This window comes from Rhizobium sp. L51/94 (assembly GCF_019355555.1).
In the GTDB taxonomy this organism is placed as follows: domain Bacteria; phylum Pseudomonadota; class Alphaproteobacteria; order Rhizobiales; family Rhizobiaceae; genus Rhizobium; species Rhizobium rhododendri.
In genome coordinates this window covers 2,664,434-2,688,110 of sequence record NZ_CP072141.1, presented here as the reverse complement: position 1 = coordinate 2,688,110, position 23,677 = coordinate 2,664,434, and the positions used below count along the sequence as shown (strand labels likewise).

General features: G+C 60.7%; 26 protein-coding genes and 1 riboswitch. Of the genes, 16 read left to right on the top strand and 10 right to left on the bottom strand.

Features of this window, described 5'->3' with window-relative positions; all coding sequences use genetic code 11:
- Positions 1–17: 17 nt before the first annotated feature.
- Complete coding sequence (locus J5274_RS13240) at positions 18–695, bottom strand: alpha/beta hydrolase (protein ID WP_111221903.1); 678 nt, start codon at positions 693–695, stop codon at positions 18–20.
- A gap of 220 nt (positions 696–915) precedes the next feature.
- Between J5274_RS13240 and J5274_RS13235 the strand changes: the two genes are divergently transcribed.
- From J5274_RS13235 to J5274_RS13210, 6 genes are all read left to right on the top strand, one after another.
- Entirely contained in the window at positions 916–2,082 is a 1,167-nt protein-coding gene (locus J5274_RS13235) for a cysteine desulfurase family protein (protein ID WP_142822798.1), read from the top strand.
- A 148-nt stretch (positions 2,083–2,230) separates the two neighbouring features.
- Positions 2,231–3,700, top strand: a complete 1,470-nt coding sequence (gene sufB, locus J5274_RS13230) for a Fe-S cluster assembly protein SufB (protein WP_142822796.1) — start codon at positions 2,231–2,233, stop codon at positions 3,698–3,700.
- A 281-nt stretch (positions 3,701–3,981) separates the two neighbouring features.
- Complete coding sequence (gene sufC / locus J5274_RS13225; protein WP_142822795.1) at positions 3,982–4,737, top strand: Fe-S cluster assembly ATPase SufC; 756 nt, start codon at positions 3,982–3,984, stop codon at positions 4,735–4,737.
- A gap of 22 nt (positions 4,738–4,759) precedes the next feature.
- On the top strand, positions 4,760–6,034 hold the full coding sequence (sufD, locus tag J5274_RS13220; RefSeq protein WP_142822793.1) for a Fe-S cluster assembly protein SufD: 1,275 nt from the start codon (positions 4,760–4,762) through the stop codon (positions 6,032–6,034).
- Positions 6,035–6,046: 12 nt separating this feature from the next.
- Positions 6,047–7,288 (top strand): cysteine desulfurase, encoded by a 1,242-nt coding sequence (locus J5274_RS13215; RefSeq protein WP_142822791.1) that lies wholly within the window; start codon positions 6,047–6,049, stop codon positions 7,286–7,288.
- A gap of 114 nt (positions 7,289–7,402) precedes the next feature.
- Positions 7,403–7,783 (top strand): SUF system Fe-S cluster assembly protein, encoded by a 381-nt coding sequence (locus J5274_RS13210; protein WP_142822788.1) that lies wholly within the window; start codon positions 7,403–7,405, stop codon positions 7,781–7,783.
- Here the strand turns inward: J5274_RS13210 and J5274_RS13205 are convergent, their stop codons facing one another.
- Positions 7,784–8,086 (bottom strand): addiction module antidote protein, encoded by a 303-nt coding sequence (locus tag J5274_RS13205; RefSeq protein ID WP_142822787.1) that lies wholly within the window; start codon positions 8,084–8,086, stop codon positions 7,784–7,786.
- Positions 8,083–8,388: a type II toxin-antitoxin system RelE/ParE family toxin gene (locus J5274_RS13200; RefSeq protein WP_142822785.1), complete on the bottom strand. Its 306-nt coding sequence runs from the start codon at positions 8,386–8,388 to the stop codon at positions 8,083–8,085. The genes J5274_RS13205 and J5274_RS13200 overlap by 4 nt, the downstream gene beginning before the upstream one ends.
- Before the next feature lie 190 nt (positions 8,389–8,578).
- On the opposite strand from J5274_RS13200, the gene sufA reads away from it, so the two are divergent.
- Positions 8,579–8,971, top strand: coding sequence for a Fe-S cluster assembly scaffold SufA (gene sufA, locus J5274_RS13195; RefSeq protein WP_142822784.1), 393 nt, complete (start codon positions 8,579–8,581; stop codon positions 8,969–8,971).
- 95 nt (positions 8,972–9,066) lie between these two features.
- On the top strand, positions 9,067–9,690 hold the full coding sequence (locus tag J5274_RS13190) for a LysE family translocator (protein ID WP_142822782.1): 624 nt from the start codon (positions 9,067–9,069) through the stop codon (positions 9,688–9,690).
- A 36-nt stretch (positions 9,691–9,726) separates the two neighbouring features.
- Here the strand turns inward: J5274_RS13190 and gcvP are convergent, their stop codons facing one another.
- Genes gcvP through gcvT form a run of 3 tightly spaced genes read right to left on the bottom strand, consistent with a single transcriptional unit; the run spans position 9,727 to position 14,117 of the window.
- Positions 9,727–12,591 carry an aminomethyl-transferring glycine dehydrogenase gene (gcvP, locus tag J5274_RS13185; RefSeq protein ID WP_142822781.1) on the bottom strand — a complete coding sequence of 955 codons (2,865 nt, stop codon included), beginning with the start codon at positions 12,589–12,591 and terminating at the stop codon, positions 9,727–9,729.
- Entirely contained in the window at positions 12,591–12,953 is a 363-nt protein-coding gene (gcvH, locus tag J5274_RS13180; protein WP_142822779.1) for a glycine cleavage system protein GcvH, read from the bottom strand. Before gcvH ends, gcvP begins: the two co-directional genes overlap by 1 nt.
- A gap of 27 nt (positions 12,954–12,980) precedes the next feature.
- Positions 12,981–14,117, bottom strand: coding sequence for a glycine cleavage system aminomethyltransferase GcvT (gene gcvT / locus J5274_RS13175; protein WP_142822778.1), 1,137 nt, complete (start codon positions 14,115–14,117; stop codon positions 12,981–12,983).
- Between the two features lie 154 nt (positions 14,118–14,271).
- Positions 14,272–14,358, bottom strand: a riboswitch (glycine riboswitch).
- A 181-nt stretch (positions 14,359–14,539) separates the two neighbouring features.
- Between gcvT and J5274_RS13170 the strand changes: the two genes are divergently transcribed.
- Entirely contained in the window at positions 14,540–15,070 is a 531-nt protein-coding gene (locus tag J5274_RS13170; protein WP_202617102.1) for a copper chaperone PCu(A)C, read from the top strand.
- A gap of 13 nt (positions 15,071–15,083) precedes the next feature.
- Here the strand turns inward: J5274_RS13170 and J5274_RS13165 are convergent, their stop codons facing one another.
- A complete protein-coding gene (locus tag J5274_RS13165) occupies positions 15,084–15,356 on the bottom strand; it encodes a hypothetical protein (RefSeq protein WP_111221918.1) in 273 nt (90 codons plus the stop codon).
- A gap of 156 nt (positions 15,357–15,512) precedes the next feature.
- Between J5274_RS13165 and crcB the strand changes: the two genes are divergently transcribed.
- From crcB to J5274_RS13130, 7 genes are all read left to right on the top strand, one after another.
- Positions 15,513–15,890, top strand: a complete 378-nt coding sequence (crcB, locus tag J5274_RS13160; protein WP_142822775.1) for a fluoride efflux transporter CrcB — start codon at positions 15,513–15,515, stop codon at positions 15,888–15,890.
- A 135-nt stretch (positions 15,891–16,025) separates the two neighbouring features.
- Positions 16,026–17,021: an RluA family pseudouridine synthase gene (locus J5274_RS13155; protein ID WP_111221920.1), complete on the top strand. Its 996-nt coding sequence runs from the start codon at positions 16,026–16,028 to the stop codon at positions 17,019–17,021.
- Positions 17,018–17,674, top strand: coding sequence for an HAD-IA family hydrolase (locus J5274_RS13150; RefSeq protein WP_142822773.1), 657 nt, complete (start codon positions 17,018–17,020; stop codon positions 17,672–17,674). The genes J5274_RS13155 and J5274_RS13150 overlap by 4 nt, the downstream gene beginning before the upstream one ends.
- A 9-nt stretch (positions 17,675–17,683) precedes the next feature.
- A complete protein-coding gene (locus tag J5274_RS13145) occupies positions 17,684–18,472 on the top strand; it encodes an ATP12 family chaperone protein (protein ID WP_142822772.1) in 789 nt (262 codons plus the stop codon).
- Between the two features lie 53 nt (positions 18,473–18,525).
- Positions 18,526–19,011, top strand: coding sequence for a hypothetical protein (locus tag J5274_RS13140; protein WP_142822770.1), 486 nt, complete (start codon positions 18,526–18,528; stop codon positions 19,009–19,011).
- A gap of 65 nt (positions 19,012–19,076) precedes the next feature.
- Positions 19,077–20,609 (top strand): acyl-CoA carboxylase subunit beta, encoded by a 1,533-nt coding sequence (locus J5274_RS13135; RefSeq protein ID WP_142822769.1) that lies wholly within the window; start codon positions 19,077–19,079, stop codon positions 20,607–20,609.
- A 112-nt stretch (positions 20,610–20,721) separates the two neighbouring features.
- Complete coding sequence (locus tag J5274_RS13130; RefSeq protein WP_142822768.1) at positions 20,722–21,111, top strand: DoxX family protein; 390 nt, start codon at positions 20,722–20,724, stop codon at positions 21,109–21,111.
- A 54-nt stretch (positions 21,112–21,165) separates the two neighbouring features.
- Here J5274_RS13130 and fghA read toward each other — a convergent pair whose 3' ends face one another.
- From fghA to J5274_RS13115, 3 genes are read right to left on the bottom strand one after another with little or no spacing between them, the layout of a single operon-like run.
- Positions 21,166–21,999: an S-formylglutathione hydrolase gene (fghA, locus tag J5274_RS13125; RefSeq protein ID WP_142822766.1), complete on the bottom strand. Its 834-nt coding sequence runs from the start codon at positions 21,997–21,999 to the stop codon at positions 21,166–21,168.
- Positions 21,996–22,463: a YaiI/YqxD family protein gene (locus J5274_RS13120; RefSeq protein WP_142822764.1), complete on the bottom strand. Its 468-nt coding sequence runs from the start codon at positions 22,461–22,463 to the stop codon at positions 21,996–21,998. The genes fghA and J5274_RS13120 overlap by 4 nt, the downstream gene beginning before the upstream one ends.
- Before the next feature lie 54 nt (positions 22,464–22,517).
- On the bottom strand, positions 22,518–23,645 hold the full coding sequence (locus J5274_RS13115; RefSeq protein WP_142822762.1) for an S-(hydroxymethyl)glutathione dehydrogenase/class III alcohol dehydrogenase: 1,128 nt from the start codon (positions 23,643–23,645) through the stop codon (positions 22,518–22,520).
- Positions 23,646–23,677: the final 32 nt, after the last annotated feature.

Below are 23,677 nucleotides of genomic sequence, written 5' to 3'. Positions count from 1 at the left end.
ATTCCGGCTGTCTAAGTTCAGCGGATGCGCTTGGCGGCCGGTTCCGGCACCAGTTCACCGTTGAGGCGCCGATCGAGGTAGTCCTCGCATTCGCCCATCAGCGTATCGACCTGGCCACTGAAGAAGTGGTTGGCGCCCGGCACGACCTTGTGGGTGATTAGGATGCCCTTCTGCGACTTCAGCTTGTCGACCAGCACGTTGACATCCTTCTCCGGGGCTACCTTGTCGGCATCGCCGTTTATGATCAGGCCGGACGACGGGCAGGGGGCGAGGAAGGAGAAATCATAGGTGTTCGGCTGCGGCGCAATCGACATGAAGCCTTCGATTTCCGGGCGGCGCATCAGAAGCTGCATACCGATCCACGAACCGAAGGAATAGCCGGCGATCCAGCAGCTTTTCGAATCGGGGTGCAGGCTCTGTACCCAGTCGAGCGCCGAGGCTGCATCCGACAGTTCGCCGCCGCCGTGGTCGAATTCGCCCTGGCTGCGGCCAATGCTGCGGAAATTGAAGCGCAAGGTGGTGAAACCGCGCTTCTGGAACATGTAGAACAGCTGGTAGACGATCTGGTTGTTCATCGTTCCGCCAAACTGCGGATGCGGATGAAGGACGAGAGCGATCGGTGCGCTTTTTTCCTTGGATGGCTGATAGCGGCCCTCAAGGCGGCCAGCGGGGCCGTTGAAAATGACTTCGGGCATCGATACTCCGTACCTGATTTTCGGCGTTGACAAGATGCATTAGGCAGCAAGTTGACTTGACGAACGCGCTCATCTTTTCTAGAACGCAGTTTAGAACAATTCGAAACTCTGCATGATCTTCCACGCGTTGTGGAGGTGTCATAAGGCAAGCCCGCCGGCAATTACAAGAAAAATGAGCCGGCGCCGGTAATCCGCATCGCTGAGGCAGGAAAAGCAGGTCATGGCGGCATCACGCCTCTATCTTGACTGGAATGCCACCGCCCCGCTCCATCCGGCGGCGCGGGAGGCGATGCTGCGTGGACTCGATCTTTTCGGCAACCCCAACTCTGTTCATGGCGAAGGCCGCGCCACGCGCGCTGCCATCGAGGCCGCCAGACGCGACGTGGCTGTCCTGACAGGTGCTGACCCGGCGCATGTGATTTTCACCAGCGGCGCCACCGAGGCAGCCAACATGGTGCTGACGCCCGAGTTTCGCATGGGCCGCACGCCGCTCGCCGTTGGCCACCTCTACGTCTCGGCTATCGAGCATCCGGCATTGCGCGAAGGCGGGCGGTTTGCAAAGGACCGCGTCAGCGAAATTCCGGTGACGTTCGATGGCGTTGTCGATCTCGTCGCGCTGGAGACCATGCTCTCCGGCCATGACAAGGCACAAGGCCTGCCGATGGTCGCAATCATGCTCGCCAATAACGAGACGGGCATCCTTCAGCCGGTCCGGGCGGCAGCAGAGATTGTGCGCCGCCATGGCGGCATCTTCGTCGTCGATGCTGTCCAGGGTGTCGGTCGGGTGAAGACCGACATCAACGAGATCGGCGCGGATTTTATGATCGTCTCTTCGCACAAGATCGGCGGTCCCAAGGGCGCCGGGGCGCTCGTGTCGCGCGGGGAGATCATGATGCCAAAGCCGCTGATCCATGGCGGTGGCCAGGAGAAGGGTCACAGGTCGGGGACGGAAAATTCGCTGGCGGTGATCGGCTTCGGTGCGGCCGCTGCTGCGGCCACCGCTGAGTTCCAGTCGCGAAATGCGGCCGTTCTGGCATTGCGCGACCGACTGGAGGGAGGCATGCGCGATGCGGCTGATGACGTGATCATTCACGGCGAGGGCCAGCCGCGTGTGCCGAACACGACATTCTTCACGCTGCCCGGGCTGAAGGCTGAAACCGGGCAGATTGCCTTCGATCTCGAGGGCGTTGCGCTCTCGGCGGGCTCTGCCTGCTCGGCGGGCAAGCTGGGCGAGAGCCACGTGCTGGTGGCGATGGGTCGCGATCCACGTCTCGGCGCATTGCGTATATCGCTTGGTTTCGACACGAAAAATGACGACATCGACCGGGTGCTCGCAGCGTTTGCGAAAATTGCCGGGAGGCGAAGGCTTTCCGGGGTTGCGGCTTGACCGCATTTTGAATTTTGCGGAAACGCAAGTTTACGCTTGCCAATCGGGGTGAAAAAATCCCATTGGCCACCTACATAGTGGCAAATGCAAATTTGCTAAACCGTTGACAAGCTGCCGGACCTTGTATCCGGCGAGATTGGAGAACGACATGGCTGCCGTCCAGGAAACGATCGATCAGGTGCGCCTGATTGATGTGGACCAATACAAGTATGGTTTCGAGACCATCATCGAAATGGACAAGGCACCCAAGGGCCTTTCCGAAGAGATTATCCATTTCATTTCTGCCAAGAAGCAGGAACCGGAATGGATGCTCGAATGGCGTCTCGATGCCTATCGTCGCTGGTTGACGATGGAGGAGCCGACATGGGCCCGCGTCGACTATCCGAAGATCGATTTCAATGACATCTACTATTACGCCGCGCCGAAGAGCACGCCGGGACCGAAGTCTATCGACGACGTCGATCCTGAGCTGCTGAAGGTCTACGAGAAGCTTGGTATCCCTTTGCGCGAGCAGGAAATCCTTGCCGGTGTCCAGACTTCGCGGATCGCCGTCGATGCTGTGTTCGACAGCGTCTCGGTGGTGACGACGTTCAAGGAAGAGCTAAAGAAGGCCGGCGTGATCTTCATGTCGATCTCGGAGGCCATTCGCGAGCATCCGGATCTCATCAAGCAGTATCTCGGCACAGTTGTGCCGACCACCGACAACTATTATGCGACGCTCAACGCGGCGGTATTCACAGACGGCTCGTTCGTGTTCATTCCGAAGGGCGTTCGCTGCCCGATGGAGCTGTCGACCTATTTCCGCATCAACGAGAAGGGCACCGGCCAGTTCGAGCGGACGCTGATCATTGCCGAAGAGGGGGCCTATGTGTCCTACCTCGAAGGCTGCACCGCACCGCAGCGCGACGAAAACCAGCTGCATGCGGCTGTCGTCGAGCTGGTGGCGCTGGACGATGCGCAGATCAAATATTCGACCGTGCAGAACTGGTATCCGGGCGACAAGGACGGCAAGGGCGGCATCTACAACTTCGTCACCAAGCGCGGCGATTGCCGCGGCGCACGCTCCAAGATCTCCTGGACGCAGGTCGAGACAGGTTCCGCCATCACCTGGAAGTATCCGTCATGCATCCTGCGCGGCGATGACAGCCGTGGCGAGTTCTATTCGATTGCGGTCTCCAACGGTCACCAGCAGATCGACAGCGGCACCAAGATGATCCATCTCGGCAAGAACACGTCGAGCCGCATCGTCTCCAAGGGCATTGCTGCCGGCGTCTCGCAGAACACCTACCGTGGCCAGGTTTCGGCCCATCGCAAGGCGACCAACGCCCGAAACTTCACCCAGTGCGACTCGCTTCTGATCGGCGACCGCTGCGGCGCGCACACCGTGCCCTATATCGAGGCGAAGAATTCCTCGGCGCAGTTCGAGCATGAAGCGACGACCTCGAAGATCTCCGAGGACCAGCTGTTCTACTGCCTGCAGCGCGGTATCCCGACCGAAGAGGCCATCGCCCTGATCGTCAACGGCTTCGTCAAGGAAGTCCTGCAGGAACTGCCGATGGAATTTGCGATCGAAGCGCAGAAGCTGATCTCGATTTCGCTTGAGGGCAGTGTGGGTTGATATGAAAGCGACGCGGCCGGGAAACCCAGGGCAGTCGTTCACCGACCACCGCTCTGCAGCCAAGGCCCCACCCCGCAAGTATCGTTACCTTGCGGATCGGATGGGACGGTTCTCGGTCGTCGTCGACGCATTGCTCGGAGCGGATATTTGGCTTTTTTTGGCCAGCTTTTTCTTCCGGCTGATTGTTCTGCTGCTTAAGGTCCTGGCACCCTGAGCGTGCGTAAATTCTGACTGCAGCGCTACAAAGCGCGCAACGCAAACTTTGAAGATGGATTACAGACATGCTTGAAATCAGAAACCTCCACGCCCGCATCGCCGAAGACGGCACCGAGATCATTCGTGGCCTCAACCTGACGGTGAAGGCCGGCGAAGTCGCTGCCATCATGGGTCCGAACGGCTCCGGCAAGTCGACGCTGTCCTACATCCTCTCCGGTCGCAGCGACTATGAAGTCACCGAGGGCGAGATCCTTTATAACGGGGAAAGTATCCTGGAACTCGACGCTGCCGAACGTGCGTCGAAGGGTATCTTCCTTGCCTTCCAGTATCCGGTCGAGATCCCGGGCGTGGCCACCATGCAGTTCCTCAAGGTGGCGATGAACGAACAGCGCAAGGCGCGCGGCGAGGAAGAACTCAAGACGCCGGATTTCATGCGCCTTGTCAAGGAATCTGCAGCCAAGCTTCAAATTGATACCGCGATGCTGAAGCGTCCGCTCAATGTCGGCTTTTCCGGCGGCGAGAAGAAGCGCGCCGAGATCCTTCAGATGGCGCTGCTGCAGCCCAAACTCTGCATCCTCGACGAGACGGATTCGGGCCTCGACATCGACGCCCTGAAGATCGTTGCCGATGGCGTCAACGCGCTGCGGTCGCCGGATCGCGCCACTATCGTCATCACCCACTACCAGCGCTTGCTGGATTACATCGTACCTGACACGGTCCATGTTCTCTACAAGGGCCAGATCATCAAGACCGGCGACAAGACGCTGGCCCACGATCTCGAAGCCAATGGCTACGCCGATATCATTGGCGCTGCAGCCTGATAGGGCGGAAAGGACGACGTCCATGAACATGCAGACGACGACCCGCCTGACGGCAGCCGAATTGGCGCTGATCGAGGCCTACAACACGCAACTCGGCGAACTGCCGGGCAATGGCGACGTTTTCGCGCTGCGCGACCGGTTGCTGGACGAGCTGAAGACTGCCGGCCTGCCGACGCGCCGCGTCGAGGCGTGGCATTACACCGATCTGAAAAACCTCTTGCGCTCGGTACCGGAGGCAGCGACGTCCGGCCGCGTCGAGGAGCTAGAACCGCTTGTGCCTGGTTCGGCGGTGCTGACTGTCTCCCAAGGTCTGAGCGGCACCCTCTCGGCGCCTGCCGGCGTGACCGTGCAGTCCTATGCCGATAGTCTGATCGACGGCAGTGCGACCGCTGGTCTCGATGCGCTCGATAGGGACGATGCCATCGGCCGTATCAACGGCAGTTTTGTGCGCGACGGCTATGTCGTTGACATTGCGGCGGATACGAAACTCGAGTCGCCGCTTGAAATCCAGTTTATCCATGCCGGTGGACAGATGCACAGCCGCCTGCCGGTGACATTCGGTGCCCGCTCCAGTGTCACATTGATCGAACGTCACCGTGCGGTGACCGCAGATGCTGCGCTTGTCTCGGCCGTCAGCGAAGTCCGCATCGGCGAAGGCGCCGAGGTTACCTGGGTCATCCTGCAGGAGCAGGGCACGGAAGATACCCATCTTGGCCAAATCCGCATTGATCTCGGCAAGGACGCAAAGCTCACGCTGTTCGTCGTCAATGCCGGCGGCAAGCTTGTGCGCCAGGAGCTGCACATCGCTGTCACAGGCGAGGGTGCGGACCTGCAGCTGCGCGGCGTCAACCTCCTCGGCGGAGAGACCCATACGGACGTCACCATGACGCTCGGCCATAACGTGCCGAATACGACGTCTAAGGAAATCATCCGCAACGTTGTTTTCGACAGGGCTCGCGGCGTCTTCCAGGGCATGATCCGTGTTGCTCTTGATGCCCAGAAGACCGATGCCAAGATGTCGTGCAACACGCTTTTGCTGTCGGACGATGGTGATTTCTCGGCAAAACCGGAGCTGGAGATCTTTGCCGACGACGTTCAGTGCGGCCACGGCGCGACCGTCATCGATATCAACGACACCCATCTCTACTACCTGATGGCCCGCGGTATTCCCGCCAGCAAGGCACGGGCGATGCTCGTCAGCGCCTTCGTCATCGAGGTGGTCGAGGAACTTGAAAACGAAGCCCTGGTCGGGGCGCTGAAGGGCATCATCTCGACCTGGCTCGAAAAGCACGCCTGATTGGATCCTATGATGGACAAGATCACCACTGCCACCACTTATGACGTCGAGGCCATCAGACGGGATTTTCCGATCCTGTCGAAAGAGGTCTACGGCAAGCCGCTCGTCTATCTCGACAACGGTGCCTCGGCGCAAAAACCGCAGGTGGTGATCGATGCCATTTCGAATGCCTATTCCAACGAATATGCCAACGTCCATCGCGGGCTCCACTACCTCTCGAATGCCGCTACGGAGGCCTACGAGGCGTCGCGTGAAAAAGTGCGACGGTTTCTGAATGCCCCCGGTATCGACGATATCGTCTTCACCAAAAATGCCACCGAGGCGATCAACACTGTCGCCTATGGCTGGGGAATGCCGCATATCGGTGAAGGCGACGAGATCGTGCTGACGATCCTGGAGCATCACTCGAACATCGTGCCGTGGCACTTCATCCGCGAGCGGCAGGGCGCCAAGCTGGTCTGGGTGCCGGTAGACGACGAGGGTGCGTTTCATATCGAGGATTTCGAGAAAAGCCTGACCGAGCGCACCAAGTTTGTCGCCGTCACCCATATGTCGAACGCACTCGGTACTGTCCTGCCGGTCAAGGAAATCTGCCGGATTGCACACGCGCGCGGCATCCCTGTGATTGTCGACGGCAGCCAGGGTGCGGTGCATCTGCCGGTCGACGTGCAGGATATGGATTGTGACTGGTACGTGGTGACCGGTCACAAGCTCTACGGCCCCTCCGGTATCGGCGTGCTTTACGGCAAGCAGTCGCGCCTGCGCGAGATGCGGCCTTTCCAGGGTGGCGGCGAGATGATCGTCGACGTCGGCGAGGAGGCGGTGACCTATAACGACCCGCCCCACCGTTTCGAGGCAGGCACCCCGCCGATCGTCCAGGCAATCGGGCTCGGCTACGCGCTTGATTACATGGACAGCATCGGACGCGAAGCCATTGCCCGCCATGAGGCCGATCTGACCGCCTATGCATCCGAACGCCTGCGCGCCATCAATTCGCTGCGCATCTTCGGCAACGCGCCCGGCAAGGGAGCTATCTTCTCGTTCGAACTGGCCGGCATCCATGCTCACGACGTATCGATGGTGATCGACCGACAGGGCGTCGCCGTCAGGGCAGGGACCCATTGTGCCCAGCCGCTCTTGAAACGTTTTGGCGTCACCTCCACATGCCGTGCATCGTTCGGCATGTACAATACCCGCGCAGAAGTCGACGCACTTGCCGATGCGCTCGATCATGCACGAAAATTCTTTGCCTAGAGCATTTCTGCCGTTCATCTATACACAGAAGTGCTCTATCTCTCTGTTTTTACGCATTTCCGGATGTAAAGCCGCTACGTACATTTGCCGGAACTGCTCTAAGGAGTGCCCGAGATGAACCTGGATAACAGCGAACAGACGACCGACGTGCGCGAAGGCATCGTCCACTCCAGCATTCCGGCCGACGAGCTGGCGCGCCTGAGCGATGATGTTATTGCGGCCCTGAAGACGGTTTACGATCCGGAAATCCCGGCTGATATCTTCGAACTCGGCCTGATCTACAAGATCGACATCGAGGACGACCGGATGGTGAAGATCATGATGACTCTAACCGCTCCCGGCTGCCCGGTTGCCGGCGAAATGCCCGGCTGGGTCGAGAACGCCGTGGGTGCGGTGGAAGGCATTTCCGGCGTCGAGGTCGGTATGACCTTCGACCCGCCATGGACGCCGGCCCGGATGTCGGAAGAAGCGCAGGTTTCCGTCGGCTGGTACTGATCAGGCAGCGCCCTGGTTAGACCGAGAGACAGGAGCCAGGCCGAGGCCAAGTGCCTTCATAACCTTTATAATGGTCGCAAATTCCGGATTGCCTTTGCCGCTCAACGATTTGTAGAGGGCAGCACGGCTCATTCCAACATCTCGGGCGATCGCGCTCATGTTTCGGGTTTTGGCAATCACCCCAAGACTTTTGGCGATAAATGCCGGGTCCTCGGTTTCGAATGCCGCAGCGAGAAATTCATCGATTGCACTCTCGCTGTCGAGAACCTCGGAAGCGTCGAAAAGTCTGGTGTCTGAGGTCATTGGTTCCGCTCCTTCCATTCGGCACAAAGGCGCTTTGCTTCGATGATGTCTCTTCGCTGCGTGCTCTTGTCGCCGCCGACGAGAAGAACGACAAACACCGAGCGCCGTCTGAGGAAATAGATCCTGTAGCCCGGCCCGTAGTCGATACGCATTTCCTCGACGCCATCTCCGACAGGTTTGACGTCACGCAGGTTACCGTCTTCCGCGCGCAAAATGCGCGATGCAATGCGAGCGGCGGCGCTACGATCCTTCAGTCGCATAATCCACTGCTGGAAGATTTCGGTGCGCTGGATAACGAACACAGGAAATGTACTCCATAGAGTGCATATTGTACAGTTACAGAGTTCAGGGCTGGGCGCAACGAATTACTGGCCGCCTCGTGTGCGGCTGCCGATTGTATCGAGATTGCTATTGAAGCCTTAAGCCGCTCGGCTTAAATTGATGCGACGAAGCACCGGGCCTTGAACCCGGTTGCCACAGGAGACTAGGCCGATGGGCTTTGCAGTTATGACCATGACCGAAAGCGCGGCAGATCGCGTCAAGGCGATCGTCGGGAATTCCGGGCCGGATGCCAAGGGCGTTCGCGTCGGCATCAAGAAGGGTGGCTGCGCCGGGATGGAATACACCATCGACATGGTGACCGAAGCCAATCCCAAGGACGATCTGATCGAGCGCGACGGGGCCAAGGTCTGGATCGAGCCGTCCGCTGTACTTTACCTGCTCGGAACCGAGATGGGTTTCGAAACGACGACGCTGCGCTCCGGCTTCACCTTTACCAATCCCAACCAGACCTCCGCCTGCGGCTGTGGCGAATCGGTCGAACTCAAGCCTGCGGATCTCGCAGCGCTCGCCTCCCAGCGCGAGGCGTCTGTTGCAGCCATTTGATCTCTTATCGCCGCCGTTGGACAAAGGCCGCCGTCTCGGGCGGCCTTTGCTTTTCGTGCTCCGTTCGCTGCTGCCGGCAGGACCGGTGATGTAGCATGTGGCTGATACTGTTTCTGAAGGGCGCGCTGCTCGGGATCATCATCACCGCGCCACCGGGGCCGATTGGTACCTTGTGCATCAACCGCACGCTGGAACGCGGTTTCTGGGCCGGCGCTGCACTGGGTCTCGGGACGGCGCTCGGCGATGCGAGCTACGCCCTGGTTGCCGTTGGCGGGCTGGCTATATTTGCTGACGTGCTCGCGAAGATCGCTTTGCCGCTGGCATTCTGTGGCGGGCTGCTGCTGATCTGGCTCGGCTACAAGAGCCTCGGCCGCGACCCCATCGCGGCTGCGGATATCGGCGCCGCCGATCTTTTTCGAACGACCGTCGCGACATTCTTCCTGACCATTTCCAATCCGGCGACGATCATTTCCTTCGGCGCACTTTTTGCAGCCTTCGGTCTTGCTCATGAGAGCAGTGCTGCGAGTGCAGCGTTTATCGTCGGGGGAGCGTTTACGGGCTCGGTCGCCTGGTGGCTGTTCCTCAGCGGCGCGGTTCGTCTGGCGCGCGACCGGCTGTCGGACCAGTTTGCCGACAAGGTCGGGCGGGTCTCGGCCTACCTGCTGATCGGCTTCGGTGCTCTGGCGCTTTGCGTTGCGACCTACAAGTTCTTCGCATGAAAAATGGCCCCGGTTCGATCCGGAGCCATTCTGTCTTTACTCTGCCGCTTCGGCGTAGTCCTCGACGGGCGGGCATGTGCAGATGAGGTTGCGGTCGCCGTAGACGTTATCGACGCGGTTGACCGGTGACCAGTATTTGTCCACGCGGAAGGCGCCAGGCGGATAGCAGGCCTGGTCGCGGGAGTAGGGGCGATTCCATTCGCCGACGAGGTCTTCGACCGTGTGCGGCGCATTTTTCAACGGGTTGTTCGTCCTGTCCATCCGGCCGTCCTCGATTGCGCGGGCCTCGTCGCGGACGGCGAGCATGGCTGCACAGAAGCGGTCGAGTTCAGCCTTAGTTTCCGATTCGGTCGGCTCGATCATCAGGGTGCCAGCCACCGGCCAGCTCATTGTCGGCGCATGGAAACCGCAGTCGATCAGGCGCTTGGCGACATCGTCGACGGTAACACCGGCGCTGTCGACCAAGGGACGCGTGTCGATGATGCACTCATGCGCCACGCGACCGGCCTTCGATGTGTAGAGCACCGGATAGGCGTCCTTCAGCCGGGCCGCGATGTAGTTGGCGTTGAGGATTGCCACCTTGGTTGCCTGCGTCAGTCCTTCGCCGCCCATCATCAGGCAGTAGCTCCAGGAGATCGGCAAGATCGAGGCAGACCCGAAGGCTGCTGCCGAGACGGCGCCGGGGCGACCGTCCGTCTGCGGGTGGCCGGGCAGGTAGGCTGCCAGATGCGCCTTGACGCCGATCGGGCCCATGCCGGGACCGCCACCGCCATGCGGGATGCAGAAGGTCTTGTGCAGGTTCAGGTGACTGACGTCGGAACCGATATCGCCGGGTCGGGACAGGCCGACCATGGCGTTCATGTTGGCGCCGTCGAGATAGACCTGGCCACCGTGCTTGTGGACGAGTTCGCAGATCTCCTTCACCGTCTCCTCGAACACGCCGTGGGTCGAGGGATAGGTGATCATGCAGCAGGAGAGATTTGCCGCATGCTGCTCTGCCTTGGTGCGGAAATCGTCCATGTCGATATCGCCGTCGTCACCGACCTTGACGATCACCACCTTCATGCCGGCCATCTGTGCCGAGGCCGGATTGGTGCCGTGGGCAGAGGTGGGGATCAGGCAGACGTCGCGGTGATCGTCGCCGTTGGCACGGTGGTAGTTGCGGATAGTCAGGAGACCGGCATATTCCCCTTGAGCCCCGGAATTCGGCTGCATCGAGAAGGCGTCGTAGCCGGTGACGGCGCAGAGCTTTTCGGTGAGGTCATCGAGCATGGCGCGATAGCCGAGCGCCTGGTCGTCGGGCACGAAGGGGTGGATATCGGCAAATTCCGGCCAGCTGATCGGCAGCATCTCGGCCGTGGCGTTCAGCTTCATCGTGCAGGAGCCGAGCGGGATCATCGAACGGTCGAGCGCCAGGTCCCGGTCCGACAGCCGCCGGATATAGCGGGTCATTTCGCTTTCTGCGCGGTTCATGTGGAAGATCGGATGCGTGAGGTAGGGGCTGGTGCGCAAAAGGTCCTTCGGCAGGCGATATTCCGGAGCGAAGTCCGCGAGCTCGAACGTGCCGCCGAAGGCACGCCAGACGGCTTCCAGCGTTGCCGGGCGGGTCCGCTCGTCGAGGCTCATGCCGATCCGGGTTTCGCCGATCTTCCGCAGGTTGACCCCCTCCGCGACAGCGGCGCGCAGGATCAGCGCCTGCATGTGACCGACATCGACGGTGATGGTGTCGAAGAAGGTCTCTGGCTCGATGGTGTAGCCGAGCTTTTCGAGACCCTTGGCCATCAGCACGGCCTTCTGGTGCACCTGCTGGGCGATTGCCTTGATGCCCTGGGGACCGTGGAAGACCGCGTACATCGAGGCCATGACGGCGAGCAGCACCTGGGCGGTGCAGATGTTGGAAGTCGCCTTTTCGCGGCGGATATGCTGTTCGCGCGTCTGCAGCGACAGGCGGTAGGCGCGGTTGCCGCGGGCGTCGAGCGAGACGCCGACCAGCCGGCCGGGCATCGAGCGCTTGTGGACATCCTTGACCGCCATGTAGGCGGCGTGTGGGCCGCCGTAGCCGACAGGTACGCCGAACCGTTGCGACGAACCAATGGCGATATCTGCACCCATTTCGCCGGGGGACTTCAGCAGCGTCAGGGCCAGGATGTCGGCGGCGACAACGGCAATCGCACCGGTCTGGTGCAATCTGGAGATCAGGCCGGTGAAATCGTGGATGTGGCCATGGGTGCCGGGGTACTGGAAGATGGCGCCGAACACATCGACCGGGTCGAGATCGGTGAAGGGATTGCCGATGATAACCTGCCAGCCCAGCGGCTCGGCGCGGGTCTCGATCAGTGCGATTGTCTGCGGGTGGCAGGCGGCATCGACGAAGAATGCCTTGGCCTTCGATTTCGACACGCGCTCGGCCATCGCCATGGCTTCGGCGGCCGCTGTGGCCTCATCCAGAAGCGAGGCGTTGGCAACGTCGAGGCCGGTCAGATCCGTGATCATGGTCTGGTAGTTCAGCAGCGCCTCCAGGCGGCCCTGGCTGATTTCCGGCTGATAAGGCGTGTAGGCCGTGTACCAGGCGGGGTTCTCCAAAATGGTCCGCTGGATCACAGGCGGAGTGATCGTGCCGTAGTAGCCCTGGCCGATCAGCGAGACGAGCAGCTTGTTCTTGTTGGCGGTCTCGCGCAGCTTGTCGAGCGCCTCGCGTTCGGTCATCGCTGGCCCCCAGGCGAGCGGCGACGTCTGGCGGATCGCTGGCGGCACGGTGGCGTCGATCAGCGCATCGAGGCTCTTGTAGCCGACGACCTTCAGCATCGCCGCCATTTCCTCGGGCGAAGGACCGATGTGACGGCGGTTGGCGAAATCATACGGCTGGTAGTCCGTAAAGGTAAACTCGGTCGGCGTATTCATCAGGCGGTGAGCTCCTTGTATGCGGCTTCGTCCAGCAGCGTGTCGACATCGGAGGCATTGGCGAGCTTCAGCTTGAAGAACCAGCCCTTGCCCATCGGGTCGGAGTTGACCAGCGATGGATCTGCTACGATCGCTTCGTTGACTTCGGTGATTTCACCATCGAGCGGGGAGTAGACGTCGGAGGCGGCCTTGACGCTCTCGACCGTCGCAGCATTGCCTGCCTTCGTCAGAGTGGCGCCGATCTCCGGCAGTTCGACGAAAACGAGGTCACCAAGCTGGTCGACGGCGTAGGTCGTAATGCCGACCGTGGCGATGCCGCCTTCGATGCTCAGCCATTCGTGCTCTTCGGTGAACTTCAACATGGAAATATCCTCTCTGGGGAACCGGTTTTAGCGTTTGTAAGTCGGGGTGATGAAGGGAAGGGCGGTGACGACGAGGGGCAGGAATTTCCCGCGCACCTCGGCGAAAATCGGTGTTCCGGGCGTAGCGAGAGCTGTCGGCACATAGCCCATGGCCACGGGGCCATCGACGCTCGGGCCGAAGCCGCCGGAAGTGACCTCGCCGATCTCCGTCGAGCCTTCGGCATCGCTGTAAAGTTTGGCATGGCCGCGAACCGGTGCCTTGCCCTCCGGCTTCAGTCCCACGCGGCGGCGCGACGCCCCGTGGTCGAGTTCGGCCAGAATACGTTCCGCACCCGGAAAGCCACCGGCACGAGCGCCGCCGTTGCGACGGACTTTCTGGATCGCCCATTCCAGCCCTGCCTCGATGGGCGATGTGGTGGTGTCGATATCATTGCCATAGAGGCAGAGGCCGGCCTCGAGCCGGAGGGAATCGCGGGCGCCGAGGCCGATCGGCTGCACGTCGGGATGATCGAGCAGCCATTTGGCCACCGTTTCGGCCTTGTCTGCCGGAATGGAAATCTCGAAACCGTCCTCGCCGCTGTAGCCGGAACGCGACACCAGGCAGGGTACGTCGTGCAGGCCGACATCGCGGACATCCATGAACTTCATTTCCGAGAGGCCCGGCCAGAGCTCCGACAGCGCTGCCTGCGCACGGGGGCCTTGGAGCGCAACGAGGGCGCGGTCCAGCAGCGTGATCTCGCACCGATCGCCGATATGTTTCTGCAGATGGGCGAGATCGGCGTCCTTGCAGCCGGCGTTGACGATGACGAACAGATGGTCGCCGCGATTGGCAATCATCAGGTCGTCGAGAATTGCGCCGCTGTCATCCGTAAAGAAGCCGTAGCGTTGACGTCCCGCCTTGAGGCCGAGGATGTCGACGGGCACCAAGGTCTCCAGCGCCAGGGCCGCATCCTCGTAAGTGCCTGAACGGGCGCGGATGATGATCTGGCCCATGTGCGACACATCGAAGAGACCGGCGGCTGATCGCGTATGCAGATGCTCCTTGAGGACGCCGGCCGGATATTGCACCGGCATGTCGTATCCGGCGAAAGGCACCATGCGGGCACCCAGTGCAATGTGCAGCTGGTGCAGTGCTGTCTTTTTCAGGGCAACTGTCTCGGTCAAACGACGCCTCCGGCGTTTGCACTTCTCTCGAAGCGCGGGCTCATGGATCCGGCGCAATGGCGCCTTGGTGATGAGCCCCCTCTGTCCGTTCGCCTGAGATTGTTATCCCTTCGGCGAGCACCGTCAACGCGGCGCCTCTCTCCAGAGTTTCGTCTGCCCCCGACTGGTCCTTGGGCCTGAGAGTTTCCGGGGCGGTTGCTCCTTCGGCACCGGCATCGCCGGATTCTCCCAATCGGGTTGGCAGCCATTATCGGGCGGGCGCCGGCGTTGGCAAGTGGAAATGTCGCGATCCGGCAGTTTTTTGTCGCGGCGTTCCGGCATTCGCGATGCCTGCGCGGCAGCGTTGCAAGTTCGGGCCAAACATCCCATCATCCGAAGATCGCATACGATGTGAAACGTGCATCGCCAGACAGGAGAACGCTATGCAGAAACGCAACTCCCTCAGAGTTCTAGGGCTCACGGTGGTGCTGCTTGCGTCGGGAACCTCGATAGTGCTGGCGCAGAGCAGTGATATGAAAAATATGTCTGGCATGTCGATGTCCAGCCCGGAACCTGTCGGCACAGCGGCGGTCAAGGCAGGCGATCTCGACATCACCGGCGGCTATGTCAGGGCGATGTTGCCGGGGCAGCCGGTCGGCGGCGGATACGTGACGATCCACAATGGTGGCAGCAGCGAAGAGCGGTTGGTCTCCGTCTCGTCTCCGACGGCAGCGAAAGTCGAGCTTCACGAAATGACGATGAAGGACAACATCATGCGGATGCGCGAACTGAAGGATGGCATCGTGATCGCCCCGGGCGCGACGGTTGTGCTGTCGCCGAACACGCTTCACATGATGTTCAAGCAAGTGAGGGCGCCCTTCAGACAAGGCGGTATCGTGCCGGTTATGCTGACGTTTGAAAAAGCCGGAGCGGTTTCGATGTCGTTGCCGGTGGAGGCAGCGAGGGGCAACTAGGCGGAACGGCAAGTCAGTCGTTCTCGGCGTAGGAATCCAGCGCGTGCTGGAGCGTGGAGCGCGGCTGGCGGCTGCCTTCGTTCATCAGGTCAAGGCCGATGGTCGTTGCCTGAATGATTGGCGAAATGCTTTCGACATCGCTGTCGTCAACACCATCCCGTAGTCGGCGCAGCGCTTCCTTGCGCGCCGTACGCTCGGCGATGGCAGGCGGAACCAGCGTCGGCTGTTTGGTCATGTCAGCGGCCCAGGATGCCATGTAGGCGGAAACGTTGACGACTTCGACCATTACGAGATGTCCAGACGGAGAACCATATGGAACCTTATCGCGACGATCTTCTTGCGCGCTGAAGAAAACCGGTGGTATTTTACGGATAGCCAAACGAATGAGGCTTTGCTGATTTCTACCTTGGCGGGATCTCCAATCCTTCGGTAACAGCACCTCATGTTTCAAGTTCTTCTGGTCGCTTTCGGCGGCGCAATCGGCTCTGTGCTCAGATATTATGTCGGCATCTGGGGTTTCAGGATCGGCGGGCCTGCCTTCCCCTGGGGGACGCTGACCGTCAACGTCGTCGGTTCCTTCGTCATCGGCGTGTTTGCCGAGGTCATAGCCCGGAAATATGGCGGATCGGACAATCTGCGCCTTTTGCTGATGACCGGGTTCGTCGGCGGGTTCACCACATTCTCCGCCTTTTCGCTCGATACCATCGCCTTGGCTGAGCGTGGCAATGTCGGCCTTGCCTTGCTATATGTTTTCGTCAGCGTCGGCGTGTCGCTCTGCACGGTCTTTGCAGGCCTCATGGTGGCGCGGGCGCTGACCTGATCTGGCAAAACCGGGCCGGAAAGCGTAACAAACGACCAATGGCGACGATTCCGGTTTCCACTTTGCCGAAAAATGCTCTAAAGCGACGGCAAAAGGCCGGCTTAGGCCGAGACCTCATCGTTTGAAAGAAGAAGCATGGCCGGGATTGAGCATAGACTAGTCGAGCCGGAAGAGTCGGGCATGCGCCTTGACCGCTGGTTCAAGGTGCATTTTCCAGGCCTCGGATTCGGGCAGCTGCAGAAACTGCTTCGCTCCGGCCAGGTGCGGGTCGATGGCGGACGCGTGAAGACCGACGCGCGTGTCCAGTACGGCCAGACCGTGCGTATTCCGCCGATGGATATCGACGAGAAGATCATCAAGGGCGGCCCGATCAGCGGCGGCGACCTGAAAAACGACGACGATGGCGATCTGCTGGCCCGCATGTTGCTGCATGAGGACGAGAAAGTCTTCGTGCTCAACAAGCCGGCCGGCCTCGCCGTGCAGGGCGGCTCCGGCCTGCACCGTCACCTTGACAAGATGCTCGAAGCCTGGACCAGCAAGAAGGGCGAAAAGCCGCGTCTGGTGCATCGTCTCGACCGCGACACGACCGGCGTCATCGTTGTCGCCCGCACCCGCGGTGCAGCACAGAAGCTGACAGCGGCGTTTCGCGAGCGCGACACGAAAAAGACCTACTGGGCGCTGGTCAAGGGCGTCCCGCGCAAGCACGAGGACAAGATCTCAAGCTGGCTGGTGAAGGAAGCGACACCGGACGGCGATCGGATGCGCATCGCCAAGCACGGCGAAGACGGCGCCGATCATGCGATCAGCTATTACCGTGTGCTGGAAACAGCGGCGCAGACGATGGCATGGCTCGAGATGGAGCCCTATACGGGCCGTACCCACCAGCTCCGCGTTCATGCGCTGGGCATGGGCCATCCGATCATCGGCGATCCGAAATATTTCGAGGAAGACCACAATTGGCCTTTCCCCGGCGGTATCCAGAAGCGGCTGCATTTGCATGCCCGGCACATCGACATACCGCACCCGAACGGCGGACGACTGCGCGTGACGGCACCATTGCCGCCACACATGGTGCAGAGCTGGAACCTGCTCGGCTTCGATCTCTCGCCCTATGAAAACAACGAAGAATGAAGCTCGTTCTCTTTGACTGCGACGGTACGCTCGTCGACAGCGCGCGCCTGATCCATGAGGTGATGGCCCGCACCTTTGTCGACTTCAAGCACAAGCGGCCGGACATCGCCTCGACCAAGTCGATCATCGGCCTGACGCTCGATATCGCCATTGCCCGCATGCTGGGTCGTCAGCATGTCGACGACGAGGCGGTAGCCATGATGGCTCATTACAAGACCATCTACACCGATGTGCGCGATGAGCCGGGCATGGATACACCCTTGTTCGACGGTATACGGCCGCTGGTCGATACGCTGGTTGCGCGCGGCGACGCGTTGACGATCGGCGCAGTCACCGGCAAATCCCGTCGCGGGCTCACCGAGATCCTACACATGCACGGCCTTGCGCCGCATTTCGTCGTTTCGCGCACAGCCGACGACTGCCCGTCGAAGCCGCATCCCGCCATGGTGACGGAATGCTGCGAGGAAACCGGCATCTCTGCCCACGATACGGTTGTCATCGGCGACGCGATATACGACATGCAGATGGCCAAGGCCGCCGGTGCAACGGCGATTGGCGTTGCCTGGGGCTATGCCGCAATAGAAGACCTGCTTGCAAGCGGTGCAGACGCCATCGCCCACCATCCGAACGACCTGCTGAGCCATATTGTCTGAGGCTATCCGATGCGCGAAGATCTGACAGATTTCACCCAGCAGCTAAGCGATCCCGACCCGGTTCGCCGTGCGCAGATTGCCATGAAGAAGCCGCTGCCGAAGCGCTTCTACAAGGAGGTCGGTGTTCGCCAGGGCGAGGGTGGCTTTGCAGTGGAACTCGACGGTCGTCCCGTGAAGACACCGGCCCGCAACGCACTGAGCGTTGCAAACGCGGTGCTAGCAGATCGGATCGCCGGGGAATGGCGGGCCCAGGCTGATTTCATCGACCCGATGACGATGCCGGTCACGCGGCTGGTCAACACGGCGCTGGACGGGATCGCCAAAGATCCCAAGGCCGTTTCAGACGATATCGTCCGCTATAGCGGCATCGACCTCATTTGCTACCGGGCGCATACGCCGGTCGAACTCGTCCGGCGCCAGGCAGAGCGCTGGGACCCCGTACTGGACTGGGCGGATGCGACATTCGGGGCCCGGTTTCTGCTGGCCGAAGGTGTGATGCATCGGGAGCAGCCGAAAGAGGCCATCGACAAATTCGAATCAGCGCTCTCGAAATACGGAAACCCGCTGCAACTGGCAGGCCTTCATACCCTGACGACGCTGACGGGATCGGCGATCCTCACACTGGCGTTTGCTGAGGGATATCTTCCGGCAGAAGAAAGCTGGTCGCTGGCACATCTCGACGAGGACTGGACGAGCGAACAGTGGGGCAGCGATGCAGAAGCGGAGCACCGACGGTCGCTGCGGTTTGCAGAATTTCTCACCGCTGCCGAGGTTTTTCGTCACGCTTTGGCGGAATAGTGTTGATTTGCAATCCGTTATAGCGAAGGTTGAGGCCTAACGGGCGTAGCGTGATGATCGGCAGCAAAATTTCTTTCTCCACCAAGGTTCGGCTGTTGCCGGCGCTGGCAGCATGCGTGCTGCTGTCCGCGTGCTATCACATGCCGCCTTTGAATCCGCCGCCCGGGCCTGTCTACGATGTCCGCAGTGTCACTGTCGTCTCCGCGAATGGCGCGTCTCCGAGGCTGCTGTCCGAGGTCAGCACACGGGTGAACGCCGCGATTGCTGCCACCAAGCATGCTGTGACGGAGGGTGCCGTGGCACTCACCATCCACATCACACAATCCGAGCGGGCTCAGGGCTACGAGAAGAACCGCAACTCCGCAAAGGTCGATATCGACGCCAGTGCGATCGATACAGGCTCGGTGGTTGCCGTGAACTCCTTCGAGTCGACAACTTTTTCGGCCGATAGCGATGCAATAGACGACCTCATGGCCGAGGATATTGCCGCACGCATTCGTGCGGCCTACGGGCTTACGGCGCCGCGACCTGATAACTGACGGGTCCGGAAGCGACCGAGGCGTGAGACGACAGACCCTGAAATGCGGTTGGACCTGAGGCTGGCATGAAAGACATTCTGGAGGAACTGGCAGAACGCCGCGAGGCGGCCAGGCTCGGCGGGGGACAGGTTCGCATCGATGCACAGCATGCGCGGGGGAAGCTGACGGCACGCGAGCGGATCGACGTGCTTCTCGACGAGGGATCGTTCGAAGAGTTCGGCATGTTCGTTCAGCATCGCTCCAGCGACTTCGGCATGCAGGACAACCGTATTGCCGGCGACGGCGTCGTCACCGGCTGGGGGACGGTCAGCGGCCGGACTGTGTTCGTGTTTGCCAAGGATTTTACCGTCTTCGGCGGCTCGCTTTCCGAAGCGCATGCCGAAAAGATCATCAAGCTGCAGGATATGGCGCTGAAGAACCGGGCGCCGATCATCGGTCTCTACGATGCCGGCGGTGCCCGTATCCAGGAGGGCGTTGCAGCGCTTGGTGGCTACGCCGAGGTCTTCCAGCGTAACGTCCTTGCCTCCGGCGTCATTCCGCAGATCTCGGTCATCATGGGCCCCTGTGCCGGTGGCGACGTCTATTCGCCGGCGATGACCGACTTCATTTTCATGGTGCGCGACACGTCCTACATGTTCGTCACCGGGCCTGACGTGGTTAAGACTGTGACCAACGAGACCGTGACGGCAGAGCAACTCGGCGGGGCATCGATCCACACGACGAAATCGTCGATTGCCGACGGCGCCTATGACAATGACATCGACACACTGCTGCAGGTGCGCCGGCTGATCGATCTGCTGCCGCTCTCCAACACCGCGCCGGTGCCATCTATTTCCAGTCACCAGTCAGTGACTGACATGGATATGTCTCTGGATACGCTGATCCCAGCCAGCGCCAACAAGCCGTATGACATCAAGGAGCTTATCCTCAAGGTGGCGGACGAGGGGGACTTCTTCGAGATCCAGGCAAGCTTTGCGAAGAACATCGTCTGTGGGTTCGGCCGGATCGAGGGATCGACGGTCGGTTTCGTCGCCAACCAGCCGATGGTTCTGGCCGGCGTGCTCGACAGCGACGCCTCTCGCAAGGCCGCCCGCTTCGTGCGCTTTTGCGATTGCTTCAACATTCCCGTCGTCACCTTCGTCGATGTGCCTGGATTTCTCCCCGGCACGGCGCAGGAATATGGCGGGCTGATCAAACATGGTGCCAAGCTGCTGTTTGCCTATGCGGAGGCGACGGTGCCGAAGCTGACTGTCATCACCCGCAAGGCGTTCGGCGGTGCCTATGACGTGATGGCATCCAAGCATCTGCGCGGCGATATCAACTATGCCTGGCCAACTGCGCAGATCGCGGTGATGGGGGCCAAAGGCGCGGTCGAGATCATTTTCCGCAAGGATATCGCCGACCCGGACAAGATCGCGGCGCATACCAAGATGTACGAGGATCGTTTCCTGTCACCCTTCGTCGCCGCCGAGCGAGGCTATGTCGACGAGGTCATCATGCCGCACTCAACTCGCAGGCGTCTGGCAAGGGCGCTGAAGATGCTGCGGAACAAGGACCTGTCGAACCCTTGGAAGAAGCACGACAACATTCCCCTGTGACGACAAGTCGCGGATTTTACACGAAAAATTGATGTGGTGTCAGAAGCTGTGTCTTCGTGGAATCGAACCGTCAGGTTAACGGTTGCGCGGGAGCTTTCAACCGGAGATTTTCATGGCATTTTTTGATCGATTAAACCAATACCAACCCTACGCTCTTACGATCCTGCGCATCATGACTGCGCTGCAGTTCATCGAGCACGGCACGCAGAAGCTTTTTGCCTTTCCGAACGGCGAGCACGCCGGGCCACTGACGGCGCTGTCTCTGACCCAAGGTATTCTCGAAGCATTCGGCGGCCTGCTGTTCCTCTTCGGCCTCTTCACCCGCCCGGTTGCCTTCATTCTCTGCGGCAACATGGCCGTCGCCTATTTCATGGCGCACGCACCGAAGGATTTCTTCCCGGTCAATAACGGTGGCGATGCGGCCATTCTGTTCTGCTTCGTCTTCCTGTTTTTCGTGTTCGCAGGCCCGGGCCTGCTGGCCGTCGACAATCGCAAGAAGTAAACGGCTCGAAGGGGGAAGCGCTTGGCTTCCCCCTTTCGATATCCACGTTCCGACCTAGGCCAGCCGTTCGGCATGCCACTTCAGGTGATCGTCCATGAAGGTCGAGATGAAATAGTAGGAATGGTCGTAGCGCTCGTGCATGCGCAGCGTGAGTGCGATGCCGGTATTTTCGGTCGCTGTCTCGAAAAGCCATGGGCGCAGGCCGGTGTCCAGATAGCCGTCAGCCTTACCCTGGTCGATCAGGATTTCCGGAAAGCGGGCGCCGTCCTCGACGAGCGCGCAGGCGTCGTAGGCCCGCCACGTCGCCTGATCTTCACCGAGATACTTTTTGAAAGCACCGGTCGACCAGTCGGCGGTCATCGGCGCGACGATGGGCGCGAAAGCACTGCAGCTGCGAAAACGGTCGGGGTTCTTCAGGGCGATCGTCAGGGCGCCGTGGCCACCCATGGAATGTCCGAAGATGCCCTGGCGTGTCATGTCGACTCGGAAATGCTGCGCGATGAAGGCCGGCAACTCCTCGGTGATGTAGGTATACATCTGGAAGTTTGCAGCCCATGGCATTTCGGTGGCATCCAGATAAAAACCCGCACCTTTGCCCATCTGCCAGTTGGTGAGTTCGTCGGGCACATCGTTGCCACGCGGGCTTGTATCAGGGCAGACGACGATCAGGCCGAGCTCCGCCGCCATCCGCCGATATTCACCCTTTTCCATCACGTTGGCATGGGTGCAGGTGAGGCCGGAGAGGAACCAAAGGACCGGGCAGGGCCGTTCGATGGCCTGCGGGGGCACAAAGACGGCAAACGTCATCTCGCACTGGCAGGCCTCGGATTCGTGCGAGTATACGCCCTGCATTCCGCCGAAAGCGGTAACCTGGGAATGGACCTTCATGTGGGATCTCCAGTCGGGGGGACTTGGGCTTTCGCCCGCCGGCAGAGCCGGTCGAATGTTTCGAGGAAGCTGGACCGGTCGCGCGGCGAGAAGGCTGGGTTGTAGCCCTTGCTCTCGCCGGTCTCGCGCAGATGGGCGCCAAGATCGCGCATTGCCGTTGCCATGCCGATGTTGCCCGTGTCGAAGACCCGTCCCGTCGGACCCGTTACGAGGGCACCGGTCGCAACACAGCGTCCGGCCAGCGGCACGTCGGCAGTGACCACCACGTCGCCAACGCCACAATGCTCCGCAATCCAGTCGTCAGCGGCATCGAAGCCGTTGGAAACGATGACATTTTTGATCATCGGATCTCGTGACGGGCGCAGGCCTGAGTTGGCAACGAAAGTCACTTCGAGATTGTGCCGTTCGGCAACCTTCAGGACTTCAGGCTTCACCGGGCATGCGTCGGCATCGACGTAAATCATAAGACGGTCCATTTTCAAGACGGGAGGGCAGCCGGAAGGCCGCCCTCGACCAGATCAGTACAAGACGACGCTGCGGATGCTTTCGCCCTTGTGCATCAACTCGAACCCCTTGTTGATGTCGTCGAGCGGCATCGTGTGGGTGATCATCGGATCGATCAGGATCTTACCGTCCATGTACCAGTCGACGATCTTCGGCACATCCGTGCGGCCGCGCGCGCCACCGAAGGCCGTGCCCATCCAGGAGCGGCCGGTGACCAGCTGGAACGGGCGGGTTGAGATTTCCTGGCCAGCGCCGGCAACGCCGATGACGACGGACTTGCCCCAACCCCGATGAGACGATTCCAGCGCCTGGCGCATGACCTTGGTGTTGCCTGTGCAATCGAACGTATAGTCGGCGCCGCCGATGGTGTCGCCGTTGCGCTTGGTCATATTGACGAGATAGGGAACGATGTCGTCGCCGACATCCTTCGGATTGACGAAATGCGTCATCCCGAATTTCTCGCCCCAGGCCTTCCGGTCGTTGTTGAGATCGACGCCGATGATCATGTCGGCGCCTGCCAGCCGGAGACCCTGCAGCACGTTGAGCCCGATGCCGCCGAGACCGAAGACGATTGCCGTCGAGCCGATCTCGACCTTTGCCGTGTTGATGACGGCGCCGATGCCAGTCGTCACTCCGCAGCCGATGTAGCAGATCTTGTCGAACGGCGCGTCGGGATTGACCTTGGCGAGCGAGATCTCGGGGAGGACCGTGTAATTGGCGAAGGTCGAGCAGCCCATGTAGTGATGGATCTTGTCCTTGCCGATGGAAAAACGCGACGTACCGTCGGGCATGACGCCCTGGCCTTGGGTGGCGCGGATCGAGGTGCACAAGTTGGTCTTTCGCGACAGGCAGGAGTAGCATTCGCGGCATTCCGGCGTGTACAGCGGGATGACGTGATCGCCCTTCTTGACGGAGGTCACGCCGGGGCCCACGTCAACGACGATGCCGGCGCCTTCATGGCCGAGAATCGCCGGGAAAAGGCCTTCGGGATCGGCGCCGGAGAGCGTGAAATCATCGGTGTGGCAGATGCCGGTCGCCTTGACCTCGATCAGCACTTCGCCGGCGCGAGGGCCTTCGAGCTGGACGGTCATGATTTCGAGCGGTTTTCCTGCCTGAACGGCAACGGCGGCGCGTACGTCCATCGTCTGTCTCCTGCTGATTTGCACTGGATTGT